Here is a 13,325-nt window from a genome sequence, read left to right as displayed (position 1 = left end):
CTTGATCCGCATGCTTCCGAATACGCGCATTCGACTGATTCCACTGCTCCTGCTGGGCCTGTCGGGCGCTGCATTCGCGCAAACCATGCCCGCGCTTCGGGTGGCGCCCGAGCTGCTGCGCCAGGCGTCGCCGGCCACGCCGGAGCGACCCGCGACGCCGGTGCAGGCCTCCCCCGCGGCGGCCTCTGCCACGCCACTCCCGGCCGCGCCCGCTCCGACCCCGGCGCCCGTCTCCGCACCCGCGGCCGTCGCACCCGCACCGGCACCCGCACCGGCACCCGCACCGGCACCCGCACCGGCACCCGCGGCCGTCGCCAAGCCGCCGGTGGTCGCCGCGCCTGCCCCTGCCGTCGAGCGACCCGCGCTCGCCCCGGGCGAGACCGCGGTCAGCGCGCTGCGCATCCATGGCGAGCGCGGGATCGAGCTGGTCGCCGAGGGCGAGGCCGAGCTGCAGCGCGACGACACCCTGCTCACCGCCGACCGCGTCACCTATCGCGAGCCGACCGACGAGGTGCTCGCCGAGGGGCACGTGGTGCTGAGCCGCGGTGGCGACACGATCCGCGGGCCGAAGGCCACGCTGGTGGTGGGCGACCGTGTCGGCAGCTTCGAGACACCGACCTACGAGCTCTCGCGTGCGCGTCCGCCCGCGCTCGCCGGCGACGCCCCGCGCACCGTGGCCGGCAGCGGCCAGGCCGATCTGCTGCGCCTGGAGGGCGAGAACCAGTACCGCCTCGCCAACGCGACCTGGACCACCTGCAGCCCGCAGGACCCGGACTGGTACATCAAGGCGCGCGAGCTCGAGCTCGACTACGACCGCGAGGTCGGCACCGCCCACGCCAGCTCGATCGTGTTCATGGACACGCCGATCTTCTGGATGCCCTGGGCCGAATTCCCGCTCAGCGGCCAGCGCCAGTCGGGGCTGCTGCCGCCCACCTTCGGCTCGTCGAACAAGACCGGGGTGGACTTCACCCAGCCGTACTACTGGAATATCGCACCCAACTACGACGCGACCCTGGCGCCGCGCATCATGACCCGGCGCGGCGTCCAGTTCGGCGGCGAGTTGCGCTATCTCGGCGAGGACTCCCAGGGCACCACGCGCCTCGAGTGGATGCCGAACGACAAGGTGACCGGCGAGGAGCGCAGGCTTGGCTCGATCCAGCACCAGCAGCGCTTCGCCCCCAACTTCTACGGCACGCTCGATCTCAACGCGGTGTCCGACGACGGCTACTTCGAGGACCTGTCCTCCAACATCGGCGTGGCCTCGCGGGTCAACCTGCTGCGCGAGGGGCGGCTGATCTACGCGGGCGGCTGGTGGACCGCCTCCGCGCTGGCGCAGCGCTACCAGACGCTGAACCCGGATCCGGACGTGCGCAACGTCGAGCCCTACCGCCGCCTGCCGCAGTTGCGCCTCGACGCCGTGCGCGCCGACCTCGCCGGCGGCATGGCCGGCCTGCTCGAGACCGAGTTCGTCCGTTTCGCCCATCGCGAGAGGGATCGCGACGAGGCCGCGCGCGTCGTCGCCTATCCGCAGCTGTCGTTGCCGATGCAGGGCGCGGCCTGGTTCGTCACGCCCAAGGCGGGCGTGCATTACACCAGCTACGACATCGACCGGGTCGCGGCGACTTCCGGCAAGCCCGAATCGATCACGCGCTCGGTCCCGATCGTCTCGCTCGACTCCGGCCTGTTCTTCGAGCGCGAGACGAACTATTTCGGCAGCGACTACCTGCAGACGCTCGAGCCGCGGCTGTTCTACCTGCGCGTGCCGAGCCGCGAGCAGTCGGACATCCCGCTCTTCGACACCAACCGCTTCGACGTCGGTTTCGCGCAGATCTTCGCCGAGAACCGCTACTCGGGCAGCGACCGCATCGGCGACGCCAACGACCTCACCGCGGCGCTCACCACCCGCTTCATCGATGCGGAGACCGGGGTCGAGCGCCTGCGCGCGCTGATCGGCCAGCGCTACTACTTCTCCGACCAGAAAGTCTATCTGTACGACGAGGACGAACTGCGCCGCGCCGGCACCGGCAACGAAATCCTCGCCGGTCTCGGCGGACGCATCACCAGCACGGTGACGGTGGATTCCTACGCCCAGTACAACACCGAGACCAGCCGCACCGAGCGCCTCAACGCGAGCGTGCGCTACCAGCCCGGCTTCGCGCGCACCCTCAACCTGAGCTACCGCTACGCGCCCAACCTGCGTGTCGATCAAGACATCGTCGGCCTCGAGGACATCGACGTCTCCGGCCAGTGGCCGCTCGCGCGCCAGTGGTACGGCGTCGGTCGAGTCACCCACTCGCTCAAGGACGACCGCATCACCGAGGCGGTCGCGGGTATCGAGTACGACGGCGGCTGCTGGGTGTTCCGCACCGCGGTGCATCGCTTCGCGATCGACGAGGACGACGTGACCAACGCCATCTTCATCCAGCTCGAACTGAACGACCTCGCCGGGATCGGCTCGAATCCGCTCAGCCTGATCAAGCGCAGCGTCCCCGGCTATGGCAAGATCAACGACTCCTCGGCCAACCGCGTGTTCGGCAACAACTGAAGCCGGTTCCGCGCTTCCACCTCCAAACACATGAAACGACTCCTTTTCCGCTCCCGCGTCGCAATCGCCATCGGCCTCGCGGCCACCACGCTCGCGCTGCCGGTGCATTCCGCGCCGCGCGCGGTCGAGGTCGACCGCATCGTCGCGGTCGTCAACAACGAGGTCATCACCGGCCTCGAGCTGCGCGCGCGCATCGAGCAGACCCGCCGCCAGCTCGCCCGCCAGGGCGCCCAGCTTCCCCCCGAGGAAGTCCTGCAGCGCCAGCTGCTCGAGCGCCTGATCGTCGAGCGTGCCCAGCTCCAGCTCGCGCGCGAGTCCTCGCTGCGCGTGGACGACGTCACGCTCGACCGCGCGATCGAGCGCATCGCCTCGAACAACAAGCTCTCGATCGACCAGTTGCGCGCCACGCTGGAGAAGGATGGCGTCACGTGGGGCCGCTTCCGCGACGAGATCCGCAGCGAGATCCTGCTCACCCGCCTGCGCGAACGCGAGGTCGACAGCCGCATCGTCGTCACCGACGCCGAGATCGACAACTTCATCGCCAACAACCCGGACGCCTTCTCCGGCCAGGAGTTCGCCGTCGCCCACATCCTGCTGCGCACGCCCGAGGGCGCCTCGCCGCAGCAGGTCGAGGCGGTGGCCAGGCGCGCCGAGCAGGTGATGGCTCGGCTGCGCTCGGGCGAGGACTTCGCCCGCGTCGCCGCCGAGGTCTCCGACGCGCCCGACGGCCTGCAGGGCGGCAGCCTGGGCTGGCGCCCGCTCGATCGCCTGCCGGCCCTGTTCGCCGACGCCGTGCGCCGCATGCGCCCGGGCGAGACTTCGCCGGTGCTGCGCAGCGCCGCCGGCCTGCACATCGTGCGCCTGGTCGACGCGCGCGGCGGCGGTGCGGCGGCGGTGCAGAAGCTCGAGCAGACGCGCGCGCGCCACATCCTGATCAAGACCTCCGAGGTCCTCTCCGACGCCGACGCGGAGGCCCGCCTGCTGGCGATCCGCGAACGCGTGGTCAATGGCGCCGACTTCGCCGAGCTGGCCAAGGCGAGTTCGGCCGACCTCTCCGCCGCCCGCGGCGGCGATCTCGGCTGGCTCAACCCGGGCGACACCGTGCCCGAGTTCGAGCGCGCGATGAACGCGCTGCGGCCGGGCGAGGTCAGCGCGCCGGTGCGCTCGCCTTTCGGCTGGCATCTGATCCAGCTCGTGGAGCGCCGCATGCAGGACGTCACCGACGAGCGCAAGCGCGCCGCCGCGCGTCAGGCCCTGCGCGAACGCAAGGCCGAGCAGGCCTACGAGGACTGGTTGCGCCAGCTGCGCGACAGCACCTACGTCGACTACCGCATCGAGCGCGAATGAGTGTCGCCGCGGAAGCGGGGCGCAGGCTCGTCGCCATCACCAGCGGAGAGCCCGCGGGGGTCGGCCCCGAGCTGTGCCTGCGCCTGGCCGAGCGCGCCTGGCCGCTGCGCCCGGTGGTGCTCGCCGACATCGGGTTGATGCGTGCGCGAGCCGCGGCGCTCGACAGCGCTGTGGGCGTGGTCGAATTCGACGCCGCGCGGCCTGCGCCCGAGGGCGCGGTCGAGGTGCTGCATCTGCCGCTCGCTGCGCCTTCCCGGGCCGGCGTGCTCGATCCGGCCAACGGCGCCTACGTGTTGCGCTTGCTCGACCGCGCGATCGCCGGCTGCCTGCAGGGCGAGTTCACCGCCATGGTCACCGCGCCGGTGCACAAGGGTGTGATCTGCGAGGGTCTCGGCGCCCACGAGACCATGCCCTTCACCGGCCACACCGAATACCTCGCCGAGCACACCGGCACGCCGCGGGTGGTGATGATGCTGGTGGGCGGCGGCCTGCGCGTAGCGCTGGCGACCACCCACCTGCCGCTCGCCGCGGTGCCGGCGGCGATCACGCCGCAGGTGCTCGAAGAGACCCTGCGCATCCTGCACGCCGACCTGCGCCGCCACTTCGGCCTCGCCGCGCCGCGCATCCTGGTCGCCGGCCTCAACCCGCATGCGGGCGAGGGCGGCCACATGGGGCGCGAGGAGATCGACGTCATCATCCCGGTGCTCGAGCGCCTGCGCGCCGAGGGCATGCAGCTCGTCGGTCCCTTGCCCGCCGACACCCTGTTCGTGCCGCACACGCTGGCGCAGGGCGATGCGGTGCTGGCGATGTACCACGACCAGGGCCTGCCGGTGCTCAAGCACGCCAGCTTCGGCGGCGGCGTCAACGTCACGCTCGGCCTGCCGATCATCCGCACTTCCGTAGACCACGGCACCGCGCTCGACCTCGCCGGCAGCGGCCGCGCCGATCCCGGCAGCCTCTTCGCCGCGCTCGAGCTCGCGATCGCGATGACGCAGGCGCGCGCCGCCGCCTGAGCGCGGCGCAGCCAGGCCGGGCTGCCCCGGCGAAAGGAAATCCATGCACGACTTCGACACCGACGGCCATCGCGCGCGCAAGCGCTTCGGCCAGAACTTCCTCTCCGACCCCAACATCATCCGCAAGATCATCGACGGCATCCGCCCGCAGCCGGGCGAGCTGATGGTCGAGATCGGCCCCGGCCTGGGGGCGATGACCGACCCGCTGATCGAGCGTCTCGGCCACCTGCACGTGGTCGAGATCGACCGCGACCTCATCGCCCGCCTGCACGAGCGCTACACGCCGGCGCAGCTCACGGTGCACGAGGGCGACGCGCTGAAGTTCGACTTCGGCAGCCTTTGCGCCGGCGAGGAGGGGGGCGTCGGGCCCAGGCTGCGCATCGTCGGCAACCTGCCCTACAACATCTCCACCCCCATCCTGTTCCACCTCGCCGGCTTTGCCGACCAGGTCAAGGACATGACCTTCATGCTGCAGAAGGAGGTGGTGATGCGCATGGTGGCCGAGCCCGGCACCGAGGAGTACGGACGGCTGTCGGTGATGCTGCAGTACCGCTTCCGCATGGGGCGGCTGTTCGACGTGCCGCCGGGCGCCTTCCGTCCGGCGCCCAAGGTGATGTCCAGCATCGTGCGCATGGCGCCGCTGCCGGCGGAGCAGCTCGGCGCGCGCGACGAGGCCTTGCTCGGGCGCATCGTCGCCGCCGCCTTCGGCCAGCGCCGCAAGACCCTGCGCAACACCTTGCGCGAGTTCATCGACGACGCCGGGCTGCAGGCGCTCGGGATCGACCCCGGGCTGCGTGGCGAGAAGCTGTCGGTGGAGCAGTACGTCGCGATCGCGAATGCGTGCGCGGGGCGAGAGGGGTGAGGCGCCAAGTCGAGAGGCGCGTGAAAAAGCCGGCGGTGCGCCGGCTTTTTCGTGGGGTGGGGCGTGCTTACTTCTTGCCGAGCGGGCAGGTGTTCATGCCCAGCATCGTATAGGCGGGGCACCAGCCGAGCAGGCCGGTGGCGAGCGGGACGATGCCGATCCAGGCCCACACCGGGCCGCCGAACACCGCCCAGGCGAGCAGCGCGATACCGGCCACGATGCGAAGGATCTTGTCGGCGCCACCAACGTTCGTTTTCATGTGTGTTCTCCTTGGATCGGATGAGGTGAGTGGCCGGATTGGACCACGCCCGGCCGGCTGCGGTCTGTAACCGAGGTTACACAGCCCGTACCCGATCCGGGATGCTACGCCGGTCCGCCCGGGAGCGGGATCCCGGAAGGGGGGGCTCAGGCCGCGCCCCGGCCTTCGGCGGCCATGCGGCGCAGCCCCGCCGGGTCGATGATCTCGACCTGCTCGCGCGCGAGCTTCACCAGGCCCTGCTCGGCGAAGCTCTTGAGCAGCCGGCTGACGATCTCGCGCACGCTGCCGAGCTCGTCGGCGAGCTGCTGGTGGGTGACGTGCAGCACCCGGCCCTTGCCGAGCAGCAGCGCCGCCAGGCGCTGGTCGAGCTTGCGGAAGGCGACCTCCTCAATCAACTGCATCAGGTCGGCGATGCGCTCGGCAAACAGGTGGAAGACGAAGTCGCGGAAGGGGCGTTCGCCCATCAGCTCGTCGAACACCGCCTTCGGCAGCAGCATCAGCAGGGTGTCGGACTCGGTGACGCCGCGCGCGTTGTAGTCCTCGTGGCCGAGCAGGCAGGACGAGGAGATGATGCAGGTCTCGCCCGGGCCGACGCGGTAGAGCGGCAGCTCGCGCCCGCTCGGCGCGCACTTGCTCACCCGCACCGAGCCCTCGACCACGAAGGGAAAGCCCTCGCAGGCCTGGTGGTCGTCGAACAGCATCGCGCCCGCGGGCACGTGCATCCAGTGCGCGCTTTGCAGCAGGCGGGTGCGCGCCGGTGCCGACAGCTCGGCCAGCACCGGGTAGCGGGCTTCGAGGCGCCCGGCGTCGGTCGGGGAGGTGCTGGCGCTCATCGCTTCAGGCCAGTTCCAGCACCACCGGCGCGTGGTCCGACGGACGCTCCAGCCGGCGCGGTTCCTTGTCGACCACGCAGCTGCGGCATGCCGTGCGCAGCGCCGGCGACACCAGCAGGTGGTCGATGCGCAGGCCGAAGTTGCGCCGGAAGGCCATCATCCGGTAGTCCCACCACGAGAACGCGCGCTCGGGCTGCTCGAAGAGGCGGAAGGCGTCGATCAGGCCGAGGTCCTGCAGCGCGCGGAAGGCGGCGCGCTCGGGCGCCGACACGTGGATCTCGTCCTTCCAGTCGGGGTGGGCGTCGCGGTCTTCCGGTGCGATGTTGAAGTCGCCGGCCAGCACCAGGCGTTCGTGCGTCTTCAGCTCCTCGCGCAGCCAGTCGGTCAGCGCCGCGAGCCAGCGCAGCTTGTACTCGAACTTGTCCGAACCCACCGCCTGGCCGTTGGGGAAGTAGCCGCACACCACACGCACGCCCGCGATGGTGGCGGCGATGATGCGCTTCTGCTCGTCCTCGAAGCCGGGGATGTTGCGCACCACGCTGGCCTCGGCGATCGGCTGCGGGCTCAGGATGGCGACGCCGTTGTAGGTCTTCTGGCCGATGAAGACGGCGTGGTAGCCGGCGGCTTCGAGCTCGGCGAGCGGGAAGGCCTTGTCCTCGAGCTTGAGCTCCTGCAGGCACAGCGCGTCGGGCTGGTTGGCGGCGAGCCAGTCGAGGACCTGGGGCAGGCGGACCTTGAGCGAGTTGACGTTCCAGGTGGCGATCTTCATCTGTCGAACCGGCGATTGAAGCAAGGCCCGCCATTGTAAGCCGCCAAGCCACAAGTCACCGGCTCGCGATCAGCGCCTCCTGGCAATGCGGGTGACCAGCCCGCGCAGAAGCAGGTAGGGCAGGATCGCCAGCGTGAACGCCACGAGGATCACTTCGCCCGGATACACGAAGCGCAGCACGATGATCTGGTAGGCGACATCGAGCACGACGGCGAGGAGGAAGACCTTGCTGACGTCCTTCCAGCCATGCTTCAGCATGTCGATCCGGTGCTCCGGATGGGTTGCCAGCGCCCAGAAGTAGGGCGGTTTGCCGGTCCGTGCGTCGAGCAGCCCGGCCTTGATGGCGAAGAACGCCGCCATGAGCGGTTGCAGCAGCAGGCGGAACTTCAGCGGACCGCTGACGCGATCGCCCATGTTGTCGAGGATGCGAATCCAGATGTCATCCATTTCGGGTGTTCTCCATTGAGGTGTCCTTGCCGTCAGCCCAGGGGCAGCAGGATGAGGCCGTAGAGGAGACCGCCCGACAGGAAGGGCCAGAACCGGCCGTCCTTCTCCGTCGGCAGTTCCAGGATCAGGCTGTTCATGATCACTGCGCCCGACAGGAAGGCGAGCAGCAGCGGGATCAGGCTCGCCGGCAGGTCGAGCAGCGCCGCGCTTGCCCAGCCGGCGAGCGCCATGCCGGCGAGGACGAAGCGACCGCTGCCGCGATAGTCGTTGCCGTATTCATTACTGAGTTCGCGGTTGATTGCGAGACAGTGAAAGCTCATGGCGACCGCGTACAGTTCGATGGCGGCGTGATGCGCCTCGAGCCCGCGCAGCAGCAGATAGCCCATCAGCCAGGCGTAGGCGGCGAAGCCGCCGATCTGGACCTGGAAGTCCAGGCGATCCGGCTTGCCCTCGCGCGCGCTCGACTGGCGCGTATGGAAGTGCCGGATGCCGTAGAAGCTCAGGAATCCGGCCAGGGCCAGGTAGTAGATCGCCTTGCCTTCGTAGGGCAGCGCCCTGGCGGCCGCTTCCGTGAACGCATGGCGCGCGCCGTGCAGTTCCGGCATGACGTGGAGGAACACGTAGGCGGCCGCCATTCCGCCGCCGAACGAGGTGAAGCTGCGCGGCCCGAGCAGCCGGCCGAGAATGCGGGTGCGCTCGCCGACGAGGAAGGCGGCCGCGAGCAGCAGCGCCGCGAGGCCCGTTTCGAGGAGCTTGGCGGCTTCCATGCCAGTTCTCAGAGCAGGTTCGCGATGATGCTCACGAACACCCCCAGGCCCACGAGGGAGATGATGAGCGCCATGACGAAGGAGGGGCGCTTCCAGATGGCGACCGCCGCGACCGGCCGCATGCCCTTGATTGAAAACCAGTACTCGACGGTGCCCATGACCATCGCCAGCGTGCCGAGCCCGACGAGGAAGAGGCCAACGGTGCGCGGTTCATATTGCTGGGGGACCAAATTGACGTCGCCGCCCTTGAGCCCCTCGAGCACCTTGTAGATGGTGAAGCCGAAGCTGATCATCGACAATGCGGTGCGCAGCCAGGCCATCAGCGTGCGATCGGCGCCCATCACCGTGCGCTTGATGGCGAGGAGGGTGCGGTCTTCGGCGAGCTCGTTGGACGACTTGAGCTCGTGCGCGAGCGCCTTGGCCGCCTTGGTTTCGCTGGCCTGGGGGCGTCCGGGGCCTGCACCCGAGAACACGCCCTTGAGCTTTCCGGTCAGGGACGGGTGGGATGGCGGCGTCTTGCGGCCCGAGGCCGGTTCGCCGTCCGTTGGTCGCTTGTCGTCGTCTGCCACATCGGACTCCTGCACAGATGGCCATCTGCTTGTGATAAAAGCGGGTCTTGCGGTGATCCGAGCGCATCGAGCCCGCAGCGCGGCGCCCGGCGTGCGCATCGATAGGCCCGCGAATCGGATTGCTCGCACCTTACGCGCAGCGGGACATGGAGGGCATTGGACCTTGGGCTTAGTCCGGCTCCGGCCCGGCGCGCGCCCCTGCGTCCGGCGGGCTCGTCAATCGGGTCGCTTTCTTACGGGGTCTTGGCATCGATGTTGAACGGGACGGGAGCCGGCTCGCCGGACAAGGAGGGCGGCAATCTGCGCGCCGAGGAGCAAGGGCGTGCGACTGCCGCCGCCGTGGACGATCTCAGCTTTCTTGCGCTGGCGTCGGCCTTGTCCTCCAGCCTCGTGCGTGCCCGCGGCACCCAGGTCGACGAGCAGGTCCGCAATGCCTTGCAGCGCATCGCCGAGTTCTTCGACGCGGATCGGGGCATCCTGTGCGCCGTGGCGCACGCGGACCGCCGCGTGCTCGTCCGCGACTGCGTGCACAGGGGTGGGGCGAACCTCAATGCTCTCAACTTAACGCTCCCTTATAGGACATATGCAAATGTGGCTTGCTTCGGGGCGGTCGTGGGTAGCTTCTGCCTGGCTGGATGCGGCATCGACTGCGGCCCATGGCGGCCAGGGTATCGGGCAATGCCGCCCATGCCTGAGCGATGCCGAGCAGGCACCCGGCGAGGATGGGCTTGAGTGCGCCGAATGCGTAGGTGCGATTCGGGCGGGAGCCGGTCTGGATGGCGTCGTCGGTGCCGCTGCCGCTGAGCAGTGCGCACAGGTTGTCGGCCAGAATCTTGGCGGCGAAGTCCTGCTGCAGGGCGAGGTAGTTCAACCCCGTCGTGGCCTCGAGGCGCAGACGATGCTTGATGCGCTTGAAGGCCTCCTCGACGCGCCAGCGCTGGTGATAGAGCGCGCTGAACTGCGCGGCCGGATACGACTGGGCATCGAGCAGGTTGGTCATCAGGACGCGGATCTGGCCGTTCGGAGCGATGTTGCGGATCAGGCGCACGGTGGTGGCGGTGCGGGCCAGATCGAACGTGCTGGCATCGCGTGCGGTGGGCGGCGACAGTGTGACCACGCGCTCGGCCTCGTTCGAGCGTCGGAAGTCGGCGACGCAACGCCAGCCGCTGGCATCGACGCGCAGACAGAAGGCCATGCCGTGTTGCGCCAGCGTCGCTGCCATGGTGTTGCCGACGTAACCTCGGTCGAGCACGAGCAGATCCTGCGCCGGATCGAGTGCGTCGAGCGCCTCGAACAGCATCTGCCGCTCCGAGCCGTCGGCCGGATGCAGACTGGCGTGCAGCGTGAGTTCGGTGCCCGGCAGAAACAAGGCAAACGCGTAGTGGTCCGCCGTCAGTGCGGCCGTCTTGCGTGTCGACACACGCAGGCGCGACGCATCAGCCGCCACCACGCGGCGGCCATTCCAGCGTGCCGCCTCTATGTGCGGGCGCGCCAGGTGCAGCAGGTGCGCACTGGCCAATTCGAACAGCCGGCCCGAAAACCCCTGGCGGGCCTTGCTGAAGGCCTGTGCGCTGACCTCGCGGATCCGCCCGGGCACCGCATGCAGGCGACCGAAAAAGGCGTCGAGTTCGGCTTGAACGCTCGCGCACATGCCCGAGATCATCATGGCCGCCAGGCGCGGCAGGGTGAGCTTGCGATCGCGGGTGAAGGCCCCAGGCCGAAGACGTACCTGCTCGGCCAGCGCGGGGTCGAGCAGAAAGTCAGCGAACTCGGACAGCAGCGACTCGTGGTCGAGTATTCGAGTTCATATTGTCTATTTATCAATGACTTAACGAACGCCATTTTACCCGTTTCCCATAGGGTTCACAAGGGCTATAAGCTAAAGTTGAGAGCATTGGGGCGAACCTGCCCGCGAGCGGGCCGGATGCGGCGGAGATCTTCCCCTGGCTCTTCGACGAGGTCGTTGTCTGCGGCCGGGTGGTGAGCATTCCGTCGATCGATCGCCTGCCGCCCGCGGCAGCGCTCGATCGTGCCGGGCTGAGCGGATGGCAGCTGCGGTCCGCGCTCTTCGTTCCCGTCTCGCATGCGGACGCGGTGGAGTTCGTGCTGGGGCTGGGGTGCTGTCGTGACGATCCGGGCTGGACCGATGAGACGATCGCCCGCCTGCGCCTGCTCGGGGAAACGCTTGCCGGTGCGCTGCGGCATCAGGCCCTCGAGCACAAGCAGGCCGATTCGCTGCGCTTCGAGCGGGTGATCGCCGATGCCTGCGCGCGATTCGCCGGTGCCTGGTCCGATCAGATCGACCTGGAGATCGAGCGGGCCCTGAAGGACATGCTCGATTTCACCGGCGCCGATCAGGCCGGCTTCTTCGCCACGGTGGAGACGCCCGGGCATCTCCGTCTGACCCACCTGAACCATGCGGAAGGGATCGTTCCGGCTGAAAAGCATGTCTTGCCCTATGACCGCCTCTGCCCCTGGGTGTACGACAAGGTTGTAATCCAGCGTCGCCTGTATTTCTTCAACCGCTGGGATGACATTCCCGTCGAGGCCGAGATCGATCGCCGTTTTCTCGAGATGAAGGGGACGCGCTCGGGCCTTTACATTCCCTACGTTGTCGGCGATGAGGTGCGTCACGTGATGGCCTTGGTCAGCAACACCGCCGAGATGCGTTGGACGCCGGTGCTCGTCGAGCGCATTCAGGTATTGGGGGGCGTTTTTGTGAGTGCGCTTGCGCGCAAAAGCGTCTTCGATGCCCTGCGGCGCAGCGAAGAAGGCCTGCGCGAGGCGCAGCGCATCGCGGGGCTCGGCAGTTGGGAGTGGGACGTGCAGACCGATGCGGTGTGGACCTCGCCGCAGACCGAGCTGATCCTGGGCTCCAGAGCCGGATCGTTCAAGGCCTTCATGGACAGGGTGCCGGAAGACGACAGGGGGGCGCTGGCTCAGGCCGTCGACGCCTGCCTGTCGGCGACCCCCGCCCGCCAGCGCATCCACCACCGCATTCTGGGCGCAGGTGGGGAAGAGCGTTTCGTCGAGAACCATTTCGAGCGGGTCGCGGGCGGCCCGGCGTCCGGCCCGCGTGTTTTCGGCACGCTGCAGGACATCACGCTTCGTCGCCGTGACGAGCTCGAGCTCGAGAGCCTGCGTGCGCAACGCTGGCACGCCGATCGCGTCGCGCAGATCGCGGTGATGACTTCATCGCTGGCGCACGAACTGAGCCAGCCGCTCACCGCCATCCTCAGCAATGCGCAGGCCGGGCTGCGAATGCTCCGGGCCGGTGCCTTGCCCACCGAGGAAGGCGAGGCGATCCTCGAGGACATCGTGGCCGACGACAAGCGTGCCGCTCAGGTCATCGAATCCCTGCGTGCGATGCTGCGCCGCCGGCCCACCGAGCGCCAGCGCGTGGAGATCGCGCAACTGGTGCGGGACGTCATGGGCCTGATGCATAGCGAACTGGTCATGAACGATGTGCGGTTCGAGCTCGATCTGCTTGCCGAGGGCTGCATCGAGGTCGATCGGGCGCAGATCCAGCAGGTCCTCATCAACCTGATCATGAACGGCATCGAGGCCATGCACGAGCTTCCGCCCGGCGGCCGCCTGCTGAGCCTGACGGTGACGCGAGACGAAGCCAGGGGGGTAAAGTTTTCCGTAACGGACGTCGGCCATGGTCTCGAAGTCCTGGATCCCGGAAAAGTGTTCCAGCCCTTCTGGACGACCAAGACGACGGGCATCGGCATGGGGCTTGCGATCTGCCGGTCGATCGTCGAGGCGCAGGGCGGACGGATCTGGGGCGAGAACAACGCGGGGCCGGGGGCGACCTTCAGCTTCACCTTGCCCGCGCTCGCGCGCTGATCGATCGGGTCGCCCCGCATTCTCCGGCTAAGATGCAGCCTTGCCTTGTGTCAGGAACTTTGCAG

General features: G+C 68.7%; 12 protein-coding genes. 5 read left to right on the top strand and 7 right to left on the bottom strand.

Features of this window, described 5'->3' with window-relative positions; translation table 11 throughout:
- Window positions 1-10: 10 nt before the first annotated feature.
- From PO78_RS06830 to rsmA, 4 genes are read left to right on the top strand one after another with little or no spacing between them, the layout of a single operon-like run.
- Window positions 11-2,545 (top strand): LPS-assembly protein LptD, encoded by a 2,535-nt coding sequence (locus PO78_RS06830; RefSeq protein WP_043742963.1) that lies wholly within the window; start codon window positions 11-13, stop codon window positions 2,543-2,545.
- Between the two features lie 30 nt (window positions 2,546-2,575).
- Window positions 2,576-3,892: a peptidylprolyl isomerase gene (locus PO78_RS06825; protein ID WP_043742867.1), complete on the top strand. Its 1,317-nt coding sequence runs from the start codon at window positions 2,576-2,578 to the stop codon at window positions 3,890-3,892.
- Window positions 3,889-4,905, top strand: a complete 1,017-nt coding sequence (gene pdxA / locus PO78_RS06820; RefSeq protein ID WP_043742865.1) for a 4-hydroxythreonine-4-phosphate dehydrogenase PdxA — start codon at window positions 3,889-3,891, stop codon at window positions 4,903-4,905. Before PO78_RS06825 ends, pdxA begins: the two co-directional genes overlap by 4 nt.
- A 43-nt stretch (window positions 4,906-4,948) precedes the next feature.
- Window positions 4,949-5,767 (top strand): 16S rRNA (adenine(1518)-N(6)/adenine(1519)-N(6))-dimethyltransferase RsmA, encoded by an 819-nt coding sequence (gene rsmA, locus PO78_RS06815; RefSeq protein WP_012585021.1) that lies wholly within the window; start codon window positions 4,949-4,951, stop codon window positions 5,765-5,767.
- A 67-nt stretch (window positions 5,768-5,834) separates the two neighbouring features.
- Here rsmA and PO78_RS06810 read toward each other — a convergent pair whose 3' ends face one another.
- From PO78_RS06810 to PO78_RS06780, 7 genes are all read right to left on the bottom strand, one after another.
- Window positions 5,835-6,026 carry a YgaP family membrane protein gene (locus PO78_RS06810; RefSeq protein ID WP_004299818.1) on the bottom strand — a complete coding sequence of 64 codons (192 nt, stop codon included), beginning with the start codon at window positions 6,024-6,026 and terminating at the stop codon, window positions 5,835-5,837.
- Between the two features lie 146 nt (window positions 6,027-6,172).
- The gene (locus tag PO78_RS06805) at window positions 6,173-6,859 is read right to left on the bottom strand and encodes a Crp/Fnr family transcriptional regulator (protein ID WP_043742861.1); all 687 of its coding nucleotides are present in this window, start codon (window positions 6,857-6,859) and stop codon (window positions 6,173-6,175) included.
- Window positions 6,860-6,863: 4 nt separating this feature from the next.
- Window positions 6,864-7,628 (bottom strand): exodeoxyribonuclease III, encoded by a 765-nt coding sequence (xth, locus tag PO78_RS06800; RefSeq protein WP_043742859.1) that lies wholly within the window; start codon window positions 7,626-7,628, stop codon window positions 6,864-6,866.
- A gap of 69 nt (window positions 7,629-7,697) precedes the next feature.
- Window positions 7,698-8,075 carry a hypothetical protein gene (locus tag PO78_RS06795; protein ID WP_004299822.1) on the bottom strand — a complete coding sequence of 126 codons (378 nt, stop codon included), beginning with the start codon at window positions 8,073-8,075 and terminating at the stop codon, window positions 7,698-7,700.
- Between the two features lie 32 nt (window positions 8,076-8,107).
- On the bottom strand, window positions 8,108-8,842 hold the full coding sequence (locus tag PO78_RS06790; protein WP_004299823.1) for a hypothetical protein: 735 nt from the start codon (window positions 8,840-8,842) through the stop codon (window positions 8,108-8,110).
- A gap of 8 nt (window positions 8,843-8,850) precedes the next feature.
- A complete protein-coding gene (locus tag PO78_RS06785; protein ID WP_043742857.1) occupies window positions 8,851-9,411 on the bottom strand; it encodes a YidH family protein in 561 nt (186 codons plus the stop codon).
- 556 nt (window positions 9,412-9,967) lie between these two features.
- Entirely contained in the window at window positions 9,968-11,152 is a 1,185-nt protein-coding gene (locus PO78_RS06780) for an IS4 family transposase (protein ID WP_110820759.1), read from the bottom strand.
- A 353-nt stretch (window positions 11,153-11,505) separates the two neighbouring features.
- Here PO78_RS06780 and PO78_RS06775 point away from each other — a divergent pair, with 353 nt between their 5' ends.
- Entirely contained in the window at window positions 11,506-13,260 is a 1,755-nt protein-coding gene (locus PO78_RS06775) for a sensor histidine kinase (RefSeq protein ID WP_231570642.1), read from the top strand.
- Window positions 13,261-13,325: the final 65 nt, after the last annotated feature.

This window comes from Thauera sp. SWB20, assembly GCF_000831325.1.
GTDB classification, from domain to species: domain Bacteria; phylum Pseudomonadota; class Gammaproteobacteria; order Burkholderiales; family Rhodocyclaceae; genus Thauera; species Thauera aminoaromatica.
Note: the sequence above shows the minus strand (reverse complement) of the source record. Positions and strands in the feature narration are given on the sequence as shown.